The organism is Larkinella harenae, from assembly GCF_054780515.1.
This window is the reverse complement of the sequence record NZ_BAAGWE010000002.1, coordinates 1,194,143-1,218,211: the sequence shown is the minus strand read 5'-3', so window position 1 is coordinate 1,218,211 and position 24,069 is coordinate 1,194,143. Positions and strand designations below refer to the sequence as shown.

Here is a 24,069-nt window from a genome sequence, read left to right as displayed (position 1 = left end):
TGCTGAGTAAAATTACTTATCAACCGGAAACGTCAGTTAAGCCTCCATAATTACCTGTTAAACCGTATCCGCTATCCGGTAGTAGACTACATAAGAACTGCAGGATCGGGATCATTAAATTATTGAAATAATAGTATGAATCTTGGTACACTGTTTACCCGGGGGGGGATTTGGTTTATTGGTTTTTGTGTCTATCTGACGGGTTGCATTTCGAGTAAAGAGCTTGTCCTTTATCAGAAAGATAAAGATGGTGCAAATGCGATTAAGGTTGCTGAGCGGTATATCCCGACTATCAAATCCGGCGATGTTTTATCGGTGCAGGTGGGCAGTCTAAGTGCGGAAGCAACGGCGCTATTTAACCCTTATACGGCCCTCAATGCGAGTACGGCCAATGTAAATCTGAATACCTCCACCACTCCTCTTCCGTCGATTGTTGGTTATCAGGTGGATGAAGAAGGAAATATTGAGTTGCCCCTGATTGGAAAGGTTGCCGTTCAGGGATTGACCAATTCACAGGCGGCCAAACAGGTCCGGCAAAAACTCCTGAGTTACCTGAAAGAACCAACGGTGAATGTCCGGAATTTAAACTTCCAGATAACCGTCACGGGTGAAGTAACTCGTCCTTCGCTTTTCTCCATTCCCAATGAGCGAATTACGTTGCCCGAGGCACTGGGCCTGGCGGGTGATATTACCATTTTTGGGGAACGTAAAAATATCCTGGTGATTCGGGAAGAAAACGGGCAGCGCACCTTCAACCAGGTTGATCTAACCAAACGCGATGTGTTTCGGTCGCCTTACTATTATCTTCATCCAAACGATATTGTGTACGTTGAACCGGGTAAGGCCCGGATCGCCAACGCTGACCGCACCTTTCAGTTGGTTCCTATAATCATGAGTGCGCTTTCTATTGTCGCAATTATTGTAACCCGCTAATGTTATGGCAAATAACTCATACACGCCTTATCAGGCTTATGAAATAGCTCCACAGCCGAATCTGAAGACGATGCTGCTGCGTTATCTGAGGTTCTGGCCCTGGTTCCTGCTTTCAGTGGTTATAACGGTTGTTGCCGCGTACGTGTACCTGCAATACCAGGCCCCCGTGTACCGGGTTCATGCCAGTTTGCTGATCAAGGATGAGAAAAAAGGAGGCTTGTCTGCCGAGAACCTGATGAAGGAGCTCTACCTTTTTAACAAAAATGTCAGTGTCGATGATCAGATCGAAATCCTCAAGTCCTACACCTTGATGGATCGGGTGGTGAAAAACCTGGGACTGGATGTGCAGTACTTTCATCAGACAAAGACGTACAAGCAGGAAATATACGGGGAGTCGCCCATCCGTTTGATGATTGAGAAGGCCAATCCGAACCTATATACGACCGATCTGAATTTCACCTTTGTCGATAACAAAACCGTGTTGTTAAACGGCTACACCTATCCGTTTAACCAGAGTGTCAAGACCCCGTACGGGATTTTGCGGTTTTTCTCCCTTACATCCTTGTCACCTTCTACCGAGCCGCTTCTGGTAAAAGTAGCTACCCACTCAAGAGCCGTTAACAGCTACCTGGAGAAATTAAACGTAGAACCCGCTGCCAAGGAATCAAATGTTCTGGAATTAAGTCTGGAAGAAAACGTGCCCGACAAGGGCGAAGCGCTGTTGAACCAGCTGGTCAATGTTTACAGTAAGGAAGCGGTTTTTGACAAAAATAAAGATGCCGTCAATATGCTCAACTTTATTGAAGAACGGCTTAGCCTGATTGCAGGAGAGCTGTCGAAAGTGGAGCAGGAAGTGGAGTCTTATAAATCGACTCAGGGGATCACGGACTTAAGCACGCAGGCCCAGACCTTTCTGATGACGGTTAAAGAAAACGACGCTCAACTGAATGAAGTCAACATTCGATTGAGCGGTTTGGCGGATATCGAAAAGTATCTGGCTAAACAACCGGGTGATAAAAGCGTAGCCCCGGCAACAATTGGATTGAATGACCCTACCTTAAACGGGTTGCTGGCCAAAATGTCGGAACTTGAACTGAAGCGGGACGAAATGTCGCGGATTATGGCCGGCAATAGCCCAATGCTCCAGTCGGTTGACAGCCAGATCCGAACCATCAAAGGAAGCATTGGTGAGAATATTCAAACGATGCGGCAGCAATTGATCAGCAGCCGGGAGCATTTGCAGGCCAATAACCGGCGGATGGAAAACATGATCCGTACCGTGCCGGGTAAAGAACGGACGTTGCTCGATATAACCCGGCAGCAGGCGATCAAAAATGGCCTGTATACTTATTTGCTTCAAAAAAGGGAAGAGGCTGCTTTGTCGGCAGCTTCCACCGTTACGGATAGCCGTGTCGTTGACGTAGCACGTACCGATGAAAGACCCGTTGCTCCCGTCAAAACCACTATTTTCCTCATTTTTGGCTGCCTGGGTTTGCTATTGCCCATCGGATTTGTGGAACTGAAAGATGCATTCAATGATCGGGTGATGCGCCGGGCTGATGTAGAAGATGCAACGCAGATTCCGATTGTGGGAGAAATTGTCAAGGGGAATCAGGTAACGACGGATAACCTGGTTTTTAAACCAAGGCTTCGCTCTGTAATTGGTGAACAAATCCGGGCCCTGCGCACAAACCTGGCTTTTCTGCGGGAGGAGACGCAGAAAAGCCAGGTCATGCTCTTTACTTCCTGTATCAGTGGCGAGGGGAAATCCTTTATATCCCTGAATCTGGGAGCCAGTATGGCCATGGTTGACCGGCCTACGGTTATTCTGGAGATGGACCTTCGTAGACCTCAGTTGCACAAAAGCCTCCATATCGAAAACCAGTTGGGTATTAGCAATTATCTGATGGGTGAGGTAACGCTCGATGAAATACTGCAACCGATCCTGGGTTATACCAATTACTTCATCATCACGGCTGGCCCCATCCTGCCAAACCCCGCAGAATTATTGAGTTCACCTCAGCTGGGGCGGCTTTTTGCCGAATTACGCCAGCGTTTTGACTGCATTTTGGTTGACTCTCCGCCGGTAGGATTAGTGACTGATTCACAGTTAATTGCTCCGTTTGCGGACGTGACGCTGTTCATGATACGGCATGATCATACACCCAAAAACAAGCTTAAAATGGTGGACGCATTATACAGAGAACAGCGTTTCCAAAACTTAAGCATTGTACTGAATGCAATTGGTGAAGGAGAAGCCCATTACTACAATTATAGTTACGGAGAGTATTACGGAGCCCCGGATGTCAAAGGGCTCAAAGCGAGTAAAAGGGTGTAGGGAGTTTACCTGAATGGGAGTGAGACCCCGTTCTACCGATTGAAGTCGAATTAGTTTATACTGAAGATTATGCTAAGCCTTAACTCACAATACCAGACTGTCTATGTGTATTCTGACGAAAGGAAGCTGCGCAATGATTCTGCTTATACATACGTCGGAAAGCGAATTATTGATATTTGCGTAAGCTTGCTGGTTATCACATGCATTTTGATCTGGTTGATTCCATTAATTGGGATAGTAATTCGACTCTCTTCCCGGGGGCCAATCTTATTCATCCAAAAGCGTACCGGTTTTCGGGGTAACACATTCAATTGCCTGAAGTTCCGGACTATGACGCACAACCCCGATGCGCCCTTCAAACAAGCTTCGCGGAATGACAAGCGGGTTACGCCAGTAGGTCGGTTTCTTCGCAAAACGAATCTGGATGAAATGCCTCAGTTTTTGAACGTACTGATTGGCGACATGAGTATTGTAGGACCGCGGCCCCATGCCATTCAACACAGTGCCAAATACTGGAATACAATGCCAGAATACCGAAAACGCTATCGGGTCAAGCCGGGAATTACCGGTTTGGCTCAGGTGAGTGGTTATCGGGGGGAAATTGATCATATTATGCAAATGCGTCATCGTGTCAAATATGATCGGTTTTATTGCAGAAAAAAGTCAGTTCAATTTGATATGTGGATTTGCTGGATGACCATAAAAGCAATGCTTGGTGGGAATGAAAACGTTTGGTAAAATAGTACGTGTCAAAAAGTCAGCATTGACTACACTTATAACTACAATCGTATAAATTAATTCCAGCGTATTTCGGGCAATTTATACAGATACAGCCTTCAATAAACCATCGGCATGGTGGTTGGGTAAGGGTTCTTATTGCCTGAAAAAATAGACAGTCTGTATTTTTCCTTATAAGTCTTCTAATAATGGGACTGAAAGGGCGAAGCCGTGAAAAGGAATTACTATAATTGTAGCAATTATTATGCCAGAAACATACCAGATGTTGGCGGAAAATAATCAGTTTTCAATTCTATAAATGAAAAAAATAAAAATACTCTTACTGGTATTCACTGGTGTTATTCTAATGGGAGAGTTGGTTGGTCGTTATTACGGATTAACGGATTTTCCACTGTATAACTCTAGTGATGAATTTGAGTATTTATTGAAGCCAAACCAAGATGTTAGAATATATAGAAATCATTTTGTTACAAATGCATTTTCGATGCGGAGTGCACCAATTTCTGCCCGCGATACAATAATAGTTTTATTACTAGGTGATTCAGTATTAAACGGTGGGAATTTGATAGATCAGGATAGTTTGGCATCCACCATACTGGAGAAGGAGCTATTGAATACATATCATAAACCCATTAGGGTACTGAATATAAGTGATAAGACGTGGTCACCTGATAATATTGTTGCCTATCTGAAAAAGTTTGGGGTTTTCAACGCAGATATGTTTCTGTTGGTTGCAAATAGTGGAGATGCATTCGACCCAATGACTTTTAAACCAATTGTTGGTGTTGCTTCAACCCATCCCAGTAAGAATGCTGTATTTGCCTGGGAGAAAATTATTGAAAAGGCTTGGCCAATCATCGAAGATAAATTTTCACTTATAGAGTCCACTTCTTCGTCTATTCCAGAGCCGGATAAAAAGACTTATTCATTTATTAATGGCTTTGCCGAATTAGACAGTTTGTCGCAAAAGCTAGGAATCCCTTTTTATATCTATTTGCATCAGGCTCAATCTGAACTAGCAAAAAATCAAATAGACTTAGGAGGTAAAATGATTGTGGAATTTTGCAAAAAACGGAATATTCCTGTAACGGTTAACAAATTAGATTATTCCTGTTTCGATGATGAAATTCATTTAAATACTAAAGGTCAGAAAGCAATAGCGGGGGATTTATTGCCTTTAATTCAAAAGGGATTAAAACTATAATCATTATAGATAGAACGTAAATAAAACCGATGATTCGGTAAAGTAATTCTTTAATTAAAAATGTCAACAACTAAACGGCTAATTTCTGGTACAGCAGCTTCGTGGGCACGAATTGGAGTAACCATGCTTACGCAAATAGCATTGGTGCCTATTGTGTTAAGTTACTGGAATATAGGCGTTTATGGTATGTGGATTGCTATTCAGGCCTTGGTGAATGTATTGAGCACATTGGACAGGGGATATAGCGATTATTTACAGTTTGAATTTTTAAAATTAGGCGTTACAAACCGGAAGAAGGTGGCGTCTTTGCTCTGGTCTGGAATGAGTGTGGTGGTAATCATCAGTTTGCTTGAGTTAATCATCTTATATTTTATCGCTTTTCATTCAAATATCAACTCCCTGTTTGATACTGAAAATATTAGCAATGAGCTTTTCAGACAGGAAGTTGCATGGTCATTGATGATTCAATGGGTCATCTGGATATTTGCGAACATCATTGGTCTCTTTTATCGTGCCTTATGTCCCTTTGGGTACTATCCAAGAATGGAATGGTGGAATGTTGCGCAAGGAATAATTAGCTCTGTTGCTACAGTTATTGTTATTAGTAATGGTGCGGGGCTGTTAGGTGTAAATATTAGCTCATTAATCGTGTATTCTTCATTGATGCTTATTCAGTACATAGGTATACACAGAGCCATGAATAAAGAGCGTTTAAATACGTACTCAATTTCAATTAAGGAGGGAGTTAAGGCCTATATTACATCTATTACTTTATCGGCGCGGTATTTTCTGGAAAACTTCAAGCAGCAAGGCGTTCGATTATTACTGGCCCCACTCGTAGGAGCGGTTAGTTTAGCGGCATTTGTTACAACCCGCACAGGGGCTAATGTTGCACTGCAGGGATTATCGACGATAACCAATCCCTTAATGCCTGAGTTGATGCGTTTTTTGCATCAAAAAGAGCAGCAAAAAATGCAAATGGCATTCGATAGTATTTGGTTGGTTGTGGTCGCTATACTTTCACCTTGTGTGTTGTTTCTCCAGGCAGTTGCTCCCTATCTATTTACGTTGTGGACAAAAGGTAAAATTACCTATGACCCGTACTTATTTGCCTCCCTTTCATTGGGCGTTCTGGTCTATGGGATCGCTCAACCTGCAACGGCTATTGCCACGGGCAATAATTTGCTTAAAGTACAAATGATGATTTCATTATTGTCATCTTTGATTGTGGTATCAGGCATATTTTTTCTTGTTCCTTATATATCGATTGTAGGAGCCGGGATTGCATTATTAATAGCAGAAATAGCTGCAACATTTGGATTTCAATATTACGCAAAAAAATGGCTGTACTCTCATGGGATGGATTGGCCGCACACTTCATTTATGATTGCAGTCAGATCTATCCTTATAACGGCTGTTGGTATGGTTGTAATGACTACTTTTCCCCTTTATCAATGGTTAACCTTACTTGTATGCCTTATTGTGCTCGTCTGGAATATAACGCAGTACTGGAAAACACTATCCATCGTTTCTATTGAAAAAGTGGCTTCTTTTATCCGTTATGTGCCATTTTTAGGTAAATTATATTACGATAAAACTGCGTAAATATGAAAGTTACTCAGTTATCAATCGGCCGATTTCACCACTTTCATCTAGCCCGCCAACTAGAACGCTTCAAGCTATTGGATAACATTTATACCGGTTACCCCAAGTTTAAACTAAAAGATGAGCAGGGTATTCCGAAAGATAAAGTAAAGACTTTCCCCTGGATTCATACTCTATTTATGAAAAGGGGACTACTTGGACTGGATAATTGGGATTGGTTTGATAAAGAGTGGGAGTGGGTTGATATCCAGTCGATAGACCGTTATGTAGCTTCTCGCATAAAGCAACCTACGATTTTAATAGCGCTATCCGGTACGGGTTTATATGCTGGTAAGAAAGCAAAAGAACGCGATGGATTATATGTATGTGACAGAGGTTCGTCTCACATTCAATTTCAAAATGAAATATTGTTGGAGGAGTATCAGCGCTGGGGAATAAGTTTTAAAGGAATCGATCCGAGGGTTATTCAAAAAGAAGAAGCCGAGTATCAACAGGCAGATCGAATAACCGTTCCTTCTGAATTCGTAAAAAAAACATTTGTTGATAAAGGAATTCCAGAAAGTAAACTTTCGAAGATACCGTACGGAGCACGTCTGGAACGGTTTTACAAAATGGCTGATCCTGTTGCTAATAAATTTACGGTTTTATGGGTCGGGCAAGTCAGTATACGCAAGGGTTTTATGTATGCGTTAGAAGCGTTTCAAAAGCTCAAGCATCCGAATAAAGAATTTTTAGTGATTGGTGCAGTCGATGCTAGCATAAAGCGTTTATTGATTGGCAAAAACCTGGATGGTATAAACTTTTCCGGTATACTACCTAATGCCGATTTGCCTAGTAAATACAGTACGGCAACGGTTTTCATTATACCAAGTTTGGAAGAAGGCCTAGCGATGGTACAAGGTGAAGCACTGGCTTGTGGATGCCCGGTCATTGCCAGCGTGAATACGGGAGCAGAAGATCTTTTTGAAAATAACAAAGAAGGGTTTATCGTGCCCATACGTGATTCGGCAACAATTACGGACCGGCTCCAGCAATTGGCGGATGAACCTGCCTTGAGAGAAAAGATGTCTTTGGCTGCGATGGATAGAGTTAAAGCAATCGGGGGCTGGAATAAGTACGGCGAAGGATTCAAAAAACTAATCACTAGCCTATCCTAGTTAGTATGGTTTTCAAGCAGAAACAAGCTTATCAGGATATCCTGCATTGGTATCAGGTGCCACAGCAATACCAATTTCTGGATGTTTTTAAACGCTGGATGTGGACAGCTGTTCTGGTAGCAGCGTTTCTTCAGTGCGCTTTCTTTTTTACGCCGGAGAATATCTTTGCGGTGGTCTGCGTGCTGTTTTGCTGGCGGCTAACGGAAAGAGTCATCATGACGCCCGCCAACTTAGCCGAGTACACGCTTTCGACACTGATCATTGTAGGGTACTCGATAACGCAATATTGCCTCCCTATCATTTTTACTCTTCTGGAAGGGAAAGCATTAACTTATAATTTAAACCTTCCGTATCGCGTTTTTATTCATTCCGCACTGGCTCTGTTTGTTTTTATCATCGCACACTATTTATACGTAGTGTTTCGGCAAGGGTGGGGCGGTAAAATCTTTAATAAGGTATGGGGTTTATTAATGCGGTTTCAGTTTTTTACTCCACCCACTGATTTCCAGATTTGGTTGATTGGTCTGGTAGGTGTTGCCGGGATGGTTGTTACTTACCTAACTGGAAATTACCACGATGGAACGGCCGAGTACAGGAGCTCGTTTGTGAAGTTTTTACAGGGATTGGTGCCTTATGCAAATGCGCCGTTGTTTCTGTTGCTGAAACCTTTGTTTTCGTCAAACCGTATTCGGTTTTCCCGTAATACAACCATTAAAGTTGTTCTTTATATCTTTCTTTTACTCGGTATTGGGGTAGCCAGCAATAGCCGTGGTTTATTTATGCGGGGGTTGACGGCTATTGGTATTGCTTATTTTGTGGGTTTATTATTGGGTAAATTTGATTATAAAATCTTTAATGCGAAGAATGTTTTTCTGGCCATTATCGGTTTATGGATCATTACAGGCCCTTTATCGGATCTTGGTACGGCTATGGTTATTGTTCGTTCCCAGCGTAGTCAGGCGTCAGGTTCAGAACTGTTATCGCAGACATTAATTACGTATCAGAATAAGAAGGCGATTCAGAAACATAAAGTCGACAATGCCGAACCCACTGAAGATTGGGATGAAGAATATTTTGATAATATCTTCCTGTCCCGGTTTTGCAATTTGAAGTACAATGACATTAGCTTGGAGATTGCCCATAAATTGGGGAAAGTCGACAAAAATGTGTACCAGTATACGGTTAATAAATTCTGGGCAACGTTTCCCAAACCGGTCCTGGATTTTTTCAATGTTAAAGTCGATAAATTACTGGTAAGCTCTTTTTCTTTTGGTGATTACATGTATTACCGTTCGGGCGGGGAAAATGCGTTAGGAGCCTTTCGAACGGGTCAGTTTGCCGGAACCGGTATGGCGGCCTTCGGCTGGTGGTATTTATTGATTTTAGGAGTCGGTGTCATTCCCTTCTTTTTTTCGGTTGATCTGTTCGTCCTCTACTTAGCCGGTAATAAAAGCACCTATTTGAGTCTGGCGGGTCTTATTTCAATTACTTCCTACTTTACTTTCTTTTCTGTTTCCAACGATTCGGAAAGCGTAATAAACATTTACATGTATCTGATCAGAGGTTGGATTCAGTCCGTTGCTTTATACTGGGTCGTCTTTTTTGTTACGCGCAAATTGAGTTTTTAATGTCAGGTATGCAGATTCTATACATTGGAGATAGCGCTCCCTCAAGCACCTCCTTTCACCGCGCCCTGGCGTTGAAGCGGTTGGGGCATGCTGTAACTGTACAGGATCCTTTTCTTGCTTGTCGTGGGCAGTTGCGGAATCCGGTATTGAATAAACTACACTTTGAAACCGGCTACCGGTTTTTGCAGGGAAACGTTGAAAAGTGGTTAATGGATATCCTGGCCGGTCCTGATAAGCCGGATATGGTTTGGGTGGATAGTGGCGAACTGCTTGGGAAAAAATGCCTCGAAATCGTAAAAGCTCTCCATGTTCCGGTGGTTCTGTATAACGTCGATGATCCTACGGGCAACCGGGACGGAAACCGCTTTAAATCCTTGTTGAAAGCCCTGCCTTTTTATGATCTGGTGGTTGCCGTTCGGCCGGAGACGGCGCAGGAATACACAAAACTCGGGGCCGCCCGGACCTTGTTGGTGTACCGTAGCTATGACGAAGAAGCCCACGAACCGTATCCCACCCGCAACGAGGTGCCGTCGCCGTTTTTATCTGACATCGCCTTTATTGGTACCTGGATGCGGCACGAAAAACGCGATGAGTTTTTGTTGACCCTCATTCGGAAAGGCCTGCCGGTTAGCATTTGGGGAGACCGCTGGCATAAATCACCGTATTGGAACGAGTTGAAATCGCACCATCGGGGAGGAGCGCTGGGGGGCAGAGACTACGTAGCAGCTATTCAGGGCGCTAAAATTTGCCTCGGAATGCTTTCCAAAGGCAACCGGGATCAGCATACGCAACGGTCGCTGGAAATACCCTATATCGGTGGGTTGTTCTGCGCCGAGCGCACAGTTGAGCACGCAGCGCTGTACATCGAAGACGAAGAAGCGGTTTTTTGGAAGGATGCCAACGAGTGTGCGGAAAAATGCAGGGCGTTACTGGCTGATGAGTCGACAAGGGAGCGAATTCGGCTGGCGGGTATGAAACGGGTGCGCGCTAACAAAGTGGGCAATGAAGATATCTGCCATGCCATCATCGAAGAATTAGGGAGTTATCAGCTGGTGTAGTATGCGAATTGTCTTTTTTTCTCATCCCGACTTCACGGTTTCTCCGAGCATGCCCCGTTATGCTTCCTGGCTGGCGGATGGCATGCGCGCGCGCGGCCATGAGGTGGAATTGTGGAAACCGAAAGCGGTTCTGTTCAGTCTGCCCGTATTCAACAGCCTGAAAAAATGGCTGGGTTATATTGATCAATATGTGTTGTTTGCCTGGCAGGCCCGACGGAAAATAAAAACATTGCCCCAGCGAACGCTCTTCGTTTTTACGGATCACGCGTTGGGCCCCTGGGTTCCGCTAACGACCGGAAAACCGCACGTCATTCACTGCCACGACTTTCTGGCACAACGGTCTGCGTTGGGCGACATACCGGAGAACCTAACGGGCTGGACTGGGAAACAGTACCAAGGCTACATTCGGTGGGGGTACTCGAAAGGTAAAAACTTCATATCCGTTTCTCAAAAAACGCAGAACGACCTGCACACTTTTCTGAAAACCGCCCCCTCGTTCTCTGACGTTGTGTATAACGGGCTCAATCCGATGTATACACCGGGAGACGGTGAATGCGCACGACGGTTTTTGACCGAGCAATTCGGGATTAAGCTGGAAAAGGGTTATTGGTTGCACGTCGGCGGAAATCAGTGGTACAAAAACCGCAAGGGCGTTATTGAAGTGTACGATGCCTGGCGGAAGTTGTATCACCATCCGATGCCATTGCTGCTAATCGGTGAAAAACCGTCGGCTGAACTGGCGCAGTTGGCCGCGTCATCGGCTTTCAGGGCGGATATTCATTTTCTTTCTGGCGTTAGCGATCAGCAGGTTGTTCAAGCTTATCAGGGTGCGGCCGTCTTTCTGTTTCCCTCTTTGGCCGAAGGGTTCGGCTGGCCCATCATCGAAGCTATGGCCTGCGGTTGCCGGGTCGTCACCACCAATGAGGCACCCATGACGGAAATTGCCGGTAAGGCCGCTGCCTTTATTCCCCGGAAACCGTCGGTGGACCTGGCCGGTCAGCAATGGGCTACGGAGGCCGCAGCGTCGGTCGAGAAGATCATGAATGAGTCGGCAGCAGAACGGGATGCTTTCCTTTTGGAAGGATTGGAAACCGCAAAAAAATATAACATCGAGATGACAACGGATCGTATTGAAAAAATATATGAATCCATTGTAAATCAGCATGTCATCAGGAATAGGGCGATAATTATTTAAGCGATGCGTATCCTACACGTTATATCCGGTCTGGATCCGAAAATTGGGGGAACGAGTCAGGCACTCAAAACCATCATAGAAGGGCTTTCGCAGCGGGCCGTAGTGAACGAGGTGGTGTGCCTAGCCGATCCTGAAGCGGATTATCTGCGCGAGCTCCCTTTTCCGGTTTATGCAACCGGGCCTGCCAAAACGCCCTGGCAATATTCACCGGCTCTGTGGACCTGGCTGAAAGCGCACCTGCATCAGTACGATGCGGTTGTGGTGCACGGTCTCTGGCACTACCATACGTACGCGGTTTACAACGTCTGGAACGAATTGAAAACCGAGAAGCCGATGCTGTACGTTATGCCCCACGGGATGCTGGACCCGTGGTTTCAGCGGGCGACCGGGCGTCGGCTGAAAGCCCTCCGGAATCGGTTTTTCTGGCGGTTTGCCGAGCGCCGGATCGTAAACAGTGCCGATGGGTTGCTGTTTACGTCGGAAACTGAAAAGCGGCTGGCGCGCGAACCGTTTAAGCCGTATGCGCCCAAATCAGAAAAAGTAGTTGGTCTCGGAGTTGAAAATCCTCCGGTTTTTACTGCCGGGATGCAGGAGGCTTTTTTGCAAAAGTGCCCGGGGTTAACCGGACCTTTTCTGTTGTTTATCAGCCGAATCCACGTAAAGAAAGGAGTGGATTTGCTGGTAAAAGCTTATCTCCGGCTAAAGGCGGAAGGCGTAAATCTACCCCAACTGGTGATTGCCGGTCCGGAACTGGAGACCCCTTTTGGACAGGACGTTGTGACGCTGGCTGCTGCCGATCAGAATATTCTGTTTCCGGGAATGCTGAGTGGCGATGCAAAATGGGGTGCATTCTATTCCAGTGAAGCCTTTGTGCTGCCCAGTCATCAGGAAAATTTCGGAATTGCCGTGGTTGAGGCCCTGGCTTGTGGGAAGCCGGTTCTGATTTCAAATCAGGTCAATATCTGGCGGGAAATTGTCCAGGAAAACGCCGGGCTCGTCGAAAAGGATACGGAGGAAGGTGCTTATCAACTGCTGAAACAGTGGGTTTCGCGAACTACCCTGCAAAAGGAGCGAATGAGCGAACGGGCACGACGAACATTCGACCATTATTTTACGGTATCGCAGGCCGCCGAAAACATGGTAAGCGTTTTTTCTCAATCTACACCGATTACCAACTAGCTAGTTTTCAAGATGCGCATTGCCATTATACAGGGAGCCTTTCTGCCGGTTCCGGCTATCCAGGGGGGAGCCGTTGAAAAAATCTGGTATCAGATCGGGCAGGAGTTTGCGGAGATGGGGCACGAGGTTACTCATATCAGCCGTTCGCACGCCGATTTACCGGATCGCGAAGAGCAAAAAGGCGTTAATTATGTTCGGATTCCGGGATATGATACACCGGCTTCGCTTCTGAAGCTGAAATACCTGGATTTGCTGTATTCCCTGCGGGCGGTGCAGAAAATTCCCCGCGATATCGACGTGATCGTTACGAATACCTTCTGGGCCCCCTTATTGTTGCCCACTAGTCGGCGTAAAAAAACGTACATCGACGTGCAGCGGGTGCCGAAAGGGCAAATGAAATTTTATGTAAAAGCGGGAGTAGGACTGTTACGAGGATGTTCGCCAGCCATTTGTCACGCTATAAAGGAGGAAATTCCGGCTGCTTTTCACGCTAACGTTTCCTACATCCCTAATCCAATTCCATTCACCATAAAAGCAATTCCGGCCCGGCGGGAAAAAATGGTTCTTTTTGTTGGACGAATTCACCCCGAAAAAGGTGTCCACGTCTTGATCGAAGCCTTCCTGGCAATGGATCAGACGCTGACTGCCGACTGGAAATTGGTGATTGTCGGGCCGTTTGAATACAAAGCCGGGGGCGGAGGAGAGGGGTATTATAACCAATTACTGAATCTGGCGAAAAATTCGGCTGTTGAGTTCGTAGGCTCTGTTTATGATGAAGACGAGCTAAAGGATTACTACGCCCGGGCGAGCGTATTCTGCTATCCGGCTCAGCAGGGCAGTGGCGATGCCGCCCCGGTTGCACCCAGAGAAGCAATGGCGTACGGGGCTGTCCCGGTGGTGTCGAAACTGGACTGCTTCAATGATTTTATCGTCGATGGAAAGAACGGGCTTTGTTATGATCACGAAGCGGTTGATCAGACGGATGAATTGCGGCAATCGCTTGCGAAACTGATGATGAACGACGACTTGCTGCAATCACTGTCGCAGGAAGCGAAAGGAGTTTCGGTCGATTACTCGCTGCCGGTAGTGGCCCGGCAGCTTTTAGGGGATTTCAATAAACTGTCTTTTCAGGAAAATGATTAGCATTCATAAACAGGCATCAGCATACGATAGTCCCTGGGCGTTGAGCGACCGGATCAAGCTGCTCGTTTGGGAATACTGCTGGCTTATCTTGTGTTCATGGACCCCCAAACCTGCCAACCCCTGGCGGCTTTTCTGGCTGAAAGCTTTCGGTGCTCGGCTAACGGGTCGTCCCTTTGTTCACCAGCGGGCCCGCATTCAGATTCCCTGGAATCTGATTATGCACGACCGGGCCTGTTTGGGGGATCGCGCCAACGCGTATTCGCTGGGGAAAATCGAAATAAAAGAGCATGCCACGGTAGCGCAGGAAGTGTATATCTGCACCGGCACCCATGCGTTTGACCAACCCGCAAAAAACCTGATAACGATGCCCATAACCATTGATGCGCATGCTTTTATCGGAGCACGTGCCTTCCTGATGCCGGGCGTTACAATTGGCGAACATGCCATCGTCGGTGCGTGCAGTGTAGTAACCAAAAATGTAGCCGCTCACACAGTTGTCAAAGGTAATCCGGCCCACTAATCTGTTCGTATCATGACAATGCCTCTTGATTTAACCATCGCTATTCCCGTTCGGAACGAAGAGAAAAACCTGCCGACCTGTCTGGCTGCCATTGGCTCTGATCTGGCAAAACACGTGGTCGTCATCGATTCGGGCAGCACCGACCGCACCCAGGAAATTGCGCAGACCTACGGGGCAGAAGTCATTACCTTTGATTGGAATGGACGATTTCCCAAGAAGCGAAACTGGTACCTTCGGAATCATACGCCTACTACGCAATGGGTGTTGTTTCTGGATGCCGACGAGTTTCTGACTCCTGCTTTTAAGGAAGAGCTGCGGCAAAAACTGCAGCAGAACGACGGCACCGTCGGTTATTGGCTGCGGTACACCATCTACTTCATGGGCAAAGAAAATAAAGGCGGCTATTTTCTGCACAAGCTGGCGTTGTTTCAGGTGGGGGCGGGTGAATACGAAAAAATAGACGAGGAGCAGTGGAGCAAACTGGATATGGAAGTGCACGAACATCCGGTTTTGAACGGGCCAATCGGCACCATCCGGAGCAAAATCGATCACCAGGATTATCGGGGAGTTTCGTATTACGTTACGAAACACAATGAGTATTCAAGTTGGGAAGCGGCCCGCTTTCTGAAGCTGACGAGTGACACAAAATCCGTCCAGCAATGGACCTGGATGCAACGGATTAAATACGGGTTAATGCGTACGCCCTTTCTGGGACCCATCTATTTTTTCGTCAGCTTTTTTCTCATGGGTGGTTTTCGGGATGGCAGCCGGGGACTCGCGTTTGCTATTCTAAAGATGTCCTATTTTACCCAGATGTATTGTAAAATCCGGGAGATGCAGGCGGAGAAAAATACCGTTTTGCCGTTGCCAAACCCAGAAACATCGGAGGTGCTGGAGTAATCCTGATCGGATCAGGGTCCGGCTCTTCGGCAATAAATTCAATTTTTACTAACCAAACGGAGCTGATGGGTGACATTCAATCATCGGCTTTCCAATACGTGCTTTGTACAGGCAGTGAGTTGTGTCCCATAATCTTAATTGCAAGACCATGAAAGTATTAGTAAGCAGTATGACCTTTGCCCCCGATCATAGTGGTATTTCGTTATACTCAACCGATTTTGCTACCTATGCCGCAGAACAGGGGCATGAAGTTACTGTGGTTACCGGCTTTTCGTGGTATCCAAAATGGGAAAAAAGACCAGAAGATAAAGGCAAATTATTCCGAACGGATTTTTACAAAAATATAAAAGTACTGAGGGGTTATTTGTACATCCCTAAAAAGGTAACGGCTCTAACCAGAATACTGCAGGAAATAACCTTTTTAATTTTTGTTTTCTTTAATTTTTTGCGTGCAGGCCGCCACGATGTTATTGTGTTGTTTACGACCCCAATTAACCTAGGCCTTATCGGTGTACTTTTTCAGAAAATATGGAAAAGTAAACTAATTATTAACGTTCAGGATTTACAACTGGATGCCGCCCAATCATTGGGCATGCTTAGTAAATCACCAATCTTTAAGATCATGGATAAAGCCGAGCGGTATACTTACCGGGAAGCCGATTTGGTAACTTCCATATCAACGGCAATGGTTGACATTATTAAGCAAAAAGACGCTTCTGAAAACAAAGTGTACTTATGGCCTAACTGGATTGATGTTAAAGATGCCAAAAGTAAAGGTATTCCCGGAGATTTTTACCGGAAGTTTCCTCAGTATAAAGGCAAGACAATCATAGGATATGCGGGCAATGTGGGGGTTAAGCAAAGTCTGTCGTCCTTGGTTGATCTAAGCGAAAAATACAAGGATAGAGAGGATGTTATTTTTCTAATTATCGGTTCAGGGGGCGACCGTAATAATCTGAAATCATACGCGAAACAGAAAGGAGCTACAAATGTCCAATTCATTGATTTTTTATCTCAGGACGATTATTATAGCTTTCTGTGCGATGTTGACATTGTTTTTCTATCGCAGAAAAAAGATTCCGGCGATGCTTATTTTCCGTCAAAATTACTGGGTATAATGGCAAAACGGAAATTGATCTTCGTTGCTGCGGGTAGTGAATCGGAAATTTATAAAGTCGTCACGGAGAATGAATTGGGGATGTCATCGGATATTACGGATATCGGTCTGATGCAGACCCTATTAGATTCTTATTTACAGGACAAAACACGGTTTGCCCAGTACGAAGCAAATGCGGTTGCTTATGTGCATCAATTCGATCGCGAAGTTGTGTTAGGAGCCTTGTTTCACGAAATAAACGAGTTATTTTTTGAAGGTGTTTATCAGACTGTAACAGCGTGAGAATAGTGGGTTGACATAGAAGTTAACTCACTGGTAAAGCGCTGTGTTGGTAAATAATTCTTAAATAATTACTTGGTTTCTACCATTTACTAAATTAAGAAAACAAAGTTGTGTCTCTTAAGTAAATAATGTTGGATTGTAGCGTATATTTAGATGCTCTATTAAGATTACCTACTTGTGAACAATACTACGTTTAGCAGACATTCTTTATTTTGCTAAGCTATACAAACTTGAAGATGCTGCTTATTACTGGCGCCAGCTACTGATTAGTATTCCAAAAGGTATTTTAAAACAGAGTCGTATATACTCCAACGTTAGTATTGAAACTTTTTAAATTTATTTCAGCGTAATAGCTTTTTTAGGTTTCAATAGCATTAATAAACGTATCGTTACGGGTACGAAGAATTGATCATGATGGGAACGATATACGATACGAATACCCAATCGGTTTGGACCGACAAATCCGTAATTGGCTTGTTTACGGAGCAGGTCCAGCAGAACCCTGAACGGGTAGCCATTACTTTTAATGGTGAGCAGATTAGCTACCAACAGCTCGACGAGAAGGCGAATCAGTTGGCGCACTATCTGAAAAACCGTGGGGTCCATAGGGAAGTGCTCGTTCCCATTTGCGTCAATCGCTCACTGGAAATGATTATCGGGATTCTGGCCATCCTGAAAGCTGGTGGAGCGTACGTTCCCATTGATCCTGAATATCCCGCTGATCGAATTCGGTATATGTTGTCGGACGTTGGGAGCCGGGTAGCGGTTACAGACAGTCAGACTAAAAAGATGCTGGCTGGAATAGCCGATGGCCAGACTTTGATCTGCCTGTCCGATGATTGGGCGCTGATTGACCGCGAATCGAAGATGCCCGTAGCTGATTTGATTGCTCCCGATAGCCTGGCTTATGTGATCTACACGTCGGGGTCGACGGGCCGCCCGAAAGGGGTGATGATTGAGCACCACAGCCTAAGCAATTATATCCAACATCAGTCGAAGGAATTTGACATTCAGCCGAACGACGCCATCCTTCAGACGAGCAATTATGCCTTTGACCCCGCCACGGAGCAGATTTTTCTGGCACTCTGTAACGGTTCTGCCCTGGTATTGATTCGGAAAGAGGCTTTGTTCAATCCGGATGAAGTGGCCGACTTGCTGCAAACACAAAACATAACACACCTTCATACAACGCCCAGCCTGTTGCGGTTTATTCCGGCCGCTCAGTACGGATTTTTGAAGCGTGTAGTAGCCGCCGGCGAAACCTGCCCGCCCGAACTGGCAAAAGCCTGGGCTCCGCTGGTGCAGTTTTATAACAAATATGGCCCAACGGAAGCTACAATAAGCGCGGTTCAATACCGGTACTCGAAAGAGCTGGCCCCCGAACAACCCGTGCCGATCGGAAAGCCCATTGGCAACGCACAGGTGTACATCGTAGACGAAAACGGGAGCCAGACACCCACCGGCATTACCGGCGAAATTTGCATTGGTGGTGTGGGCGTCGCCCGGGGCTATCTTAATAATCCGCAGTTAACGGCGGAGAAATTTATGGCCAATCCGTTCAGCAAGCTGCCCGGTGACCGATTGTACAAAACCGGCGACTCGGGCAAGTACCTGGCCGATGGCAACATCGAATTCATTGGGCGGCTGGATAACCAGGTAAAAATCAGGGGACATCGGATTGAGCTCAGTGAAATTGAAACGGTTTTGGAAACGCACCCGCTCGTTCGTCAGGGTGTTGTGCTGGCGCAGGACGACCAGAATGCGGGGCAACGGCTGATCGCTTATGTAGTGGTCGATAAAGAGGTTGACCAAGCGGTTTTAAAGGGTTACCTGGCCGCCCGGTTGCCGGAGTACATGCTGCCTTCGTTGCTGGTTCAATTGCCGGAACTGCCCTTAACTGCCAACGGCAAAATTGACCGGCAAGCTTTGGTGAAACCGGAAATTGAGCGGTCATCACTGTCAACATTGTACCTGGCGCCGACCTCACAGACCGAAAGAAATATAGCGGGAGTCTGGGCTGAATTGCTGCAACTGGACAAAGTAGGAGCGGAGGACAATTTCTTCGAACTAGGTGGTAATTCGTTACTGGCAATTTCAGCCATCACGATTTTGAAGAGACGGTTTGGTTATACGATCTCGATCACCCAATTGTATCAACAACCCACCGTAAAAAGATTGGCTGCTTTTCTGGGAACGGAAAATCAGACGGTTCGAAAACCGTTGAAAGTGAAAGAAGGAATAGGTAACCAGGAGATTGCGGTAATCGGCATGGCGGGTCGTTTTCCGGGTGCCGATTCGATTGACGCGTTCTGGAACATTCTGAAAAATGGCCGCGAAACCACACATTTTTTCACAGAAGAGGAATTGGATCAATCCATTCCGAACGGTTTGCGCCATGATCCGGATTACGTAAAAGCGCGGGGAATCATCAATAATGCCGCTGAGTTTGATCCGGCATTTTTTTCGATCAACCCTCGCCTGGCGGAACTGATGGATCCGCAACACCGGATTTTTCTGGAAATTGCCTGGGAAGCGTTGGAAAGCGCTGGGTATGAGCCACAGACCTACGATGGTTCAATTGGCGTTTTCGGCGGCTGTCGCAATAACACCTACTATTATACCAACGTTTTACCCCATACTGAACGGATTGAAAAGGTGGGCGCCTTTCAGGTGATGACCGCCAACGAGAAAGATTACGTTGCTTCCCGTACAGCTTATGCGCTCAACCTGCGTGGGCCGGCAGTAACGGTTCAATCCGCTTGTTCAACCTCACTGTTGGCTATTGCGCAGGCGGTTGATAGCATTCGGAGTGGGCAGTGTGATATGGCGCTGGCCGGTGGTGTAGCCATTGCACAACCGATCAACAGCGGCTATCTGTATCAGGAAGGAGCCATGCTGAGTAACGACGGGCATTGCCGTCCCTTCAGTGCTGATGCCAGGGGAACAGTGTTCAGCGATGGAGCTGGCATTGTGTTGCTGAAAAGCCTGGAGGCTGCCCAGCAGGATGGCGATACCATTTATGCCATCATCCGGGGGGTCGGCGTCAATAACGATGGCAGCGGCAAAGGCAGTTTTACCGCGCCGAATGCCGAAGGGCAGGCCGGTGCCATTGCGATGGCGCTTCAGGATGCGCAGGTAGCTCCGTCGACCATCAGCTACGTGGAAGCCCACGGAACGGCCACCCCCATCGGAGATCCCATCGAAATCGAAGGATTGAAAATAGCGTTTGGTGACCAGGCTACGCAGCAGTTTTGCGCCATTGGTTCCGTTAAAAGCAACATGGGGCATTTAACCACGGCGGCTGGGGTGGCTGGATTCATTAAAACCGTGTTGTCCCTGCATCATCGGCAGCTTCCGGCTTCGATCCACTATTCCGCGCCGAACCCCGCAATTGATTTTGGGAACAGTCCGTTTTTTGTTAACACGGAGCTAACCGACTGGTCATCAACGGCTAGTCTGCGCCGGGCGGGCGTCAGTTCTTTCGGTGTGGGCGGTACCAATGTCCATGTCGTGCTGGAAGAATATCCGGTTGCCGAGGCCGTTGAGATGACAGGGTCAGAAAACCGTGTTCCCCAATTGATTACCTGGTCGGCCAAGTCGACAACCAGCCGGGAGCAATACGCGCGGTTGTTGGCGAATCATGTGGCGCAAAACCGCCAGCTGGACTTGGCCGACGTTGCCTTTACACTGCAAACAACGCGGGCCGCTTTTGCCCACCGACGGTTTGCCGTGTCCTCCACGCCGGAAGGGTTGGTAGAAAAATTAGGGGTTGACAAAGGGGGCGCAGCGGAAGCCAAATCAATTCGGGACTTGCCAGGTGAGGTGGTTTTCATGTTTCCTGGACAGGGATCGCAGTACCTGAACATGGGCCGTGAGCTTTATGAAAAGGAACCCGTTTACCGACAGGCGATTGATGAATGTGCCCAATTGCTCACTACGCACCTCGAAGCCGACATTCGGCAGATCATCTATCCGGAAGATACCAATTTTAAAGCCGAAGAAATTTTAAAGAATACGCGCTTTACGCAACCGGCTCTGTTCGTTACAGAATATGCGCTGGCGAAATTGTGGATGAGCTGGGGTGTTAGGCCCACCATCTTGGTAGGGCACAGCATTGGTGAATTTGTGGCGGCTCATTTGGCGGGTGTTTTTTCCTTGGCCGATGCGCTGAAACTGATCGCCGTTCGGGGGCGGCTGGTGAGCGAGCTACCGCGCGGAAGCATGCTTTCCGTCCGGCTGGAAGCCGAAAAAATTGGGGCGCTGATGCCCGAACCGCTGTCCATTGCGGCCATCAACAGCCAGAAGTTGTGCGTGGTGGCCGGACATGATGAAGACATTGCGGCCTTCGCATCCGTGCTGGACGCCCAAGGCATTCCGAACCGGGTGTTGATGACGAGCCATGCCTTCCATTCGGTGATGATGGAGCCTATTGTAGCGGAGTTCAAGAAGGTGGTCGAGGAGGTCAGCCTGGCAAAACCGTCTATGCGTATAGTGTCAACCGTTAGTGGTGAATTGATGACCGAAGTACAGGCGACGGAGCCGAATTACTGGGCACGACACCTGCGGTTGACCGTGCGGTTTGCCGATGCACTGGAAACCATCGCTGCGCACCATCAACCGATTTTGATGGAGGTTGGACCCGGTAATGCCACAACGACGTTTGCGCGCCAGCAGGTTGCGTCTCGGTCGGCGAATATCGTAACGAGTCTGGATAAAAAAGGAGCTCAGACCGAATACGAGGCCGTGCTGAATGCCCTGGGGCAGCTATGGATCAGCGGCCTGACGCCAGACTGGAAAGCGCTTCACAAAGACCAGCCCCGCGTTAAGCTGACGCTGCCAACCTACGCTTTTGACCGAAAACGTTACTGGGTCGATCCGATCGTTCCGGTGGCGTCAAATTCCTATCCATTACATGCGCCGGTGGCTCAGGACGTGCCTGAGAGGGCGGCCGAGAGTCTTCCCCATCCTATTAATCGTATCATGAGAAAAGAGGTCCTGCTGAATAAAGTCAGAGAAATGCTGGAAGATGCTTCCGGCGTTGAGATGGAGGGTGTAACGCCCGACATGAGCTTCCTGGAAATGGGACTTGATTCGTTGCTGTTGACGCAAGTATCGCTGACGCTGAAGAAAGAGTTCGGGTTACCCATTACGTTCCGGCAGTTGAACGAAGAATACGCAACGATTGATGCGGTTGTGGGGTATCTCGATCAGAACCTGCCCGCCGGTGCTTACGAGCCGCAACCCGCAGCCCAGCCCCAGCCCGTAGCCCCGCAACCGATGCCCGTTGTTGCAGCTCCGCCCGTTGTTGCGATGGGGAATGTTACGAACGCATCGGTGCTGGATCTGATGGCTCAGCAGGTGCAGATTCTGGCCAAACAGATTGCGCTGATGCAGGATGGGCAACCAGCGAGCCTGCCGGTTAGTGCCCCAGCGACGGTTCCGGCCGCTGTCAATGGCAAAACCGTTGCCATCAAAAAACCGGATTTAACGCCGGAAGAAGAGGTTGAAATCAAAAAACCGTTTGGAGCCAGCGCCCGGATCGAACGGCAGGTTACTGAGATGAGCCCGAAACAAAAAGCGTTTTTGGAACAACTCACGAAACGGTACAATCAGAAAACCGCCGGCAGCAAAAACTATACGCAGGAAAACCGGGCCCACATGGCCGACCCACGGGTGGTCACGGGCTTCAAACCGTTGACCAAAGAACTGGTTTACTCCATTGTTATCAATAAATCAAAAGGCAGCCGCCTGTGGGACCTCGATGGCAACGAATACATCGACATGCTCAACGGTTTTGGCTCAAACATGTTCGGCTACCAGCCCGAATTTGTCAAAGAAGCCCTATACAACCAGATCGAAAACGGGTTCGAAATCGGGCCGCAGCATGTGCTGGCGGGCGAGGTGAGCCGCTTGATCTGTGAGTTTACCGGCTTCGAGCGGGCGGCTTTGTGCAGCACGGGATCGGAGGCTGTGCTGGGGGCCATGCGGATTGCCCGAACGGTAACGGGCCGGTCGCTGATTGTGGCATTTACGGGCTCCTACCACGGTATTGTGGATGAAGTTATCGTGCGTGGAACCAAGAAACTGAAGTCGTTCCCGGCTGCTCCGGGCATCATGCCGGAGTCGGTGCAGAACATGCTGATTCTGGATTACGGGACGGATGAAAGCTTGCGAATTATCCGGGAGCGGGCGCACGAATTAGCCGCTGTGCTGGTTGAACCCGTCCAAAGCCGTCGGCCGGAATTTGTGCCAGTTGAGTTTCTGAAAGAAGTCCGGAAAATTACGGCGGCTGCCGGTACAGCCCTGATCTTTGACGAGGTGATCACGGGTTTCCGGATGCACCCCGGTGGTACGCAGGCCATGTTTGGCATCAAAGCCGATCTGGCATCCTACGGAAAAGTGGTAGGCGGTGGAATTCCCATTGGCATCATTGCCGGTGACAAAGACTATCTGGATGTGCTCGACGGCGGTTTCTGGCAATACGGCGATAATTCGTTTCCCGAAAAAGGTGTGACCTATTTTGCCGGTACGTTTGTGCGGCATCCGTTGGCGCTGGCCACGGCCAAAGCGTCGCTGCTTCACCTGAAAGAAGCGGGCCCGGAATTGCAGAAAGGGCTTACCCGCAAAGCCGAACGAATTGCCAACGCCCTGAACGCCGAGTTCGAACGGCACCAGATCCCGTTGTATGTGGCCCAGTTTGGTTCTCTCTGGAAAATTAAACCAAAGGAAGAAATACCGTATAGTGAGCTGATCTTCGTACTGATGCGCGAAAAAGGCATTCACATCTGGGACGGTTTTCCGTGTTTCATCACCGAAGCCCACACGGATGCAGAAGTAGAGCTGGTCATCAAATTGTTCTACGAGAGCATTCAGGAAATGATCGAGGCCGAAATCTTTACATCAATACCCAAAGCCATACCTGTCAACGAGACCCCCAACGTTTCGTATTCTTTTAACGAACCACCTGTACCGGATGCTCGATTGGGCCGCGACCGGGATGGTAATCCGGCCTGGTTCATTGCTGATCCCGAACAGCCGGGGAAATATTTACAGTTAAAACGATAATAGATGT

At 47.5% G+C, this 24,069-nt stretch carries 15 protein-coding genes; all 15 read left to right on the top strand.

Annotated elements, in window-relative coordinates:
* Positions 1-135: 135 nt before the first annotated feature.
* The 15 genes from ACYVH9_RS16055 to ACYVH9_RS15985 all read left to right on the top strand — a co-directional run bounded on the left by ACYVH9_RS16055 (position 136) and on the right by ACYVH9_RS15985 (position 24,062).
* Positions 136-933: a polysaccharide biosynthesis/export family protein gene (locus ACYVH9_RS16055; RefSeq protein ID WP_460637382.1), complete on the top strand. Its 798-nt coding sequence runs from the start codon at positions 136-138 to the stop codon at positions 931-933.
* 4 nt (positions 934-937) lie between these two features.
* The gene (locus tag ACYVH9_RS16050; protein WP_460637381.1) at positions 938-3,271 is read left to right on the top strand and encodes a GumC family protein; all 2,334 of its coding nucleotides are present in this window, start codon (positions 938-940) and stop codon (positions 3,269-3,271) included.
* 69 nt (positions 3,272-3,340) lie between these two features.
* Complete coding sequence (locus ACYVH9_RS16045; protein WP_460637380.1) at positions 3,341-4,009, top strand: sugar transferase; 669 nt, start codon at positions 3,341-3,343, stop codon at positions 4,007-4,009.
* Positions 4,010-4,307: 298 nt separating this feature from the next.
* Positions 4,308-5,213 (top strand): hypothetical protein, encoded by a 906-nt coding sequence (locus ACYVH9_RS16040; protein WP_460637379.1) that lies wholly within the window; start codon positions 4,308-4,310, stop codon positions 5,211-5,213.
* Positions 5,214-5,273: 60 nt separating this feature from the next.
* Positions 5,274-6,818: a lipopolysaccharide biosynthesis protein gene (locus ACYVH9_RS16035; RefSeq protein ID WP_460637378.1), complete on the top strand. Its 1,545-nt coding sequence runs from the start codon at positions 5,274-5,276 to the stop codon at positions 6,816-6,818.
* Between the two features lie 2 nt (positions 6,819-6,820).
* Complete coding sequence (locus tag ACYVH9_RS16030; RefSeq protein ID WP_460637377.1) at positions 6,821-7,975, top strand: glycosyltransferase family 4 protein; 1,155 nt, start codon at positions 6,821-6,823, stop codon at positions 7,973-7,975.
* A gap of 5 nt (positions 7,976-7,980) precedes the next feature.
* Positions 7,981-9,603, top strand: a complete 1,623-nt coding sequence (locus ACYVH9_RS16025) for a hypothetical protein (RefSeq protein WP_460637376.1) — start codon at positions 7,981-7,983, stop codon at positions 9,601-9,603.
* An 8-nt stretch (positions 9,604-9,611) separates the two neighbouring features.
* Positions 9,612-10,661: a CgeB family protein gene (locus ACYVH9_RS16020; protein WP_460637375.1), complete on the top strand. Its 1,050-nt coding sequence runs from the start codon at positions 9,612-9,614 to the stop codon at positions 10,659-10,661.
* A 1-nt stretch (position 10,662) separates the two neighbouring features.
* Positions 10,663-11,856 (top strand): glycosyltransferase family 4 protein, encoded by a 1,194-nt coding sequence (locus tag ACYVH9_RS16015; RefSeq protein WP_460637374.1) that lies wholly within the window; start codon positions 10,663-10,665, stop codon positions 11,854-11,856.
* A gap of 3 nt (positions 11,857-11,859) precedes the next feature.
* Positions 11,860-13,035, top strand: coding sequence for a glycosyltransferase (locus tag ACYVH9_RS16010; protein WP_460637373.1), 1,176 nt, complete (start codon positions 11,860-11,862; stop codon positions 13,033-13,035).
* Between the two features lie 12 nt (positions 13,036-13,047).
* Positions 13,048-14,178 carry a glycosyltransferase family 4 protein gene (locus ACYVH9_RS16005; RefSeq protein ID WP_460637372.1) on the top strand — a complete coding sequence of 377 codons (1,131 nt, stop codon included), beginning with the start codon at positions 13,048-13,050 and terminating at the stop codon, positions 14,176-14,178.
* The gene (locus tag ACYVH9_RS16000) at positions 14,174-14,698 is read left to right on the top strand and encodes an LbetaH domain-containing protein (protein WP_460637599.1); all 525 of its coding nucleotides are present in this window, start codon (positions 14,174-14,176) and stop codon (positions 14,696-14,698) included. Before ACYVH9_RS16005 ends, ACYVH9_RS16000 begins: the two co-directional genes overlap by 5 nt.
* A 12-nt stretch (positions 14,699-14,710) precedes the next feature.
* The gene (locus tag ACYVH9_RS15995) at positions 14,711-15,598 is read left to right on the top strand and encodes a glycosyltransferase family 2 protein (RefSeq protein ID WP_460637371.1); all 888 of its coding nucleotides are present in this window, start codon (positions 14,711-14,713) and stop codon (positions 15,596-15,598) included.
* Positions 15,599-15,746: 148 nt separating this feature from the next.
* Complete coding sequence (locus ACYVH9_RS15990; protein WP_460637370.1) at positions 15,747-16,997, top strand: glycosyltransferase family 4 protein; 1,251 nt, start codon at positions 15,747-15,749, stop codon at positions 16,995-16,997.
* Positions 16,998-17,408: 411 nt separating this feature from the next.
* Positions 17,409-24,062 (top strand): amino acid adenylation domain-containing protein, encoded by a 6,654-nt coding sequence (locus tag ACYVH9_RS15985; RefSeq protein WP_460637369.1) that lies wholly within the window; start codon positions 17,409-17,411, stop codon positions 24,060-24,062.
* The last annotated feature ends 7 nt before the right edge of the window (positions 24,063-24,069 follow it).

Bases quoted from the DNA above. Each gene is read 5' to 3' on its own strand.
- ACYVH9_RS16055 (WP_460637382.1), top strand. From the start codon at position 136: ATGAATCTTGGTACACTGTTTACCCGGGGGGGGATTTGGTTTATTGGT.
- ACYVH9_RS16050 (WP_460637381.1), top strand. From the start codon at position 938: ATGGCAAATAACTCATACACGCCTTATCAGGCTTATGAAATAGCTCCA.
- ACYVH9_RS16045 (WP_460637380.1), top strand. From the start codon at position 3,341: ATGCTAAGCCTTAACTCACAATACCAGACTGTCTATGTGTATTCTGAC.
- ACYVH9_RS16040 (WP_460637379.1), top strand. From the start codon at position 4,308: ATGAAAAAAATAAAAATACTCTTACTGGTATTCACTGGTGTTATTCTA.
- ACYVH9_RS16035 (WP_460637378.1), top strand. From the start codon at position 5,274: ATGTCAACAACTAAACGGCTAATTTCTGGTACAGCAGCTTCGTGGGCA.
- ACYVH9_RS16030 (WP_460637377.1), top strand. From the start codon at position 6,821: ATGAAAGTTACTCAGTTATCAATCGGCCGATTTCACCACTTTCATCTA.
- ACYVH9_RS16025 (WP_460637376.1), top strand. From the start codon at position 7,981: ATGGTTTTCAAGCAGAAACAAGCTTATCAGGATATCCTGCATTGGTAT.
- ACYVH9_RS16020 (WP_460637375.1), top strand. From the start codon at position 9,612: ATGCAGATTCTATACATTGGAGATAGCGCTCCCTCAAGCACCTCCTTT.
- ACYVH9_RS16015 (WP_460637374.1), top strand. From the start codon at position 10,663: ATGCGAATTGTCTTTTTTTCTCATCCCGACTTCACGGTTTCTCCGAGC.
- ACYVH9_RS16010 (WP_460637373.1), top strand. From the start codon at position 11,860: ATGCGTATCCTACACGTTATATCCGGTCTGGATCCGAAAATTGGGGGA.
- ACYVH9_RS16005 (WP_460637372.1), top strand. From the start codon at position 13,048: ATGCGCATTGCCATTATACAGGGAGCCTTTCTGCCGGTTCCGGCTATC.
- ACYVH9_RS15995 (WP_460637371.1), top strand. From the start codon at position 14,711: ATGACAATGCCTCTTGATTTAACCATCGCTATTCCCGTTCGGAACGAA.
- ACYVH9_RS15990 (WP_460637370.1), top strand. From the start codon at position 15,747: ATGAAAGTATTAGTAAGCAGTATGACCTTTGCCCCCGATCATAGTGGT.
- ACYVH9_RS15985 (WP_460637369.1), top strand. From the start codon at position 17,409: ATGATGGGAACGATATACGATACGAATACCCAATCGGTTTGGACCGAC.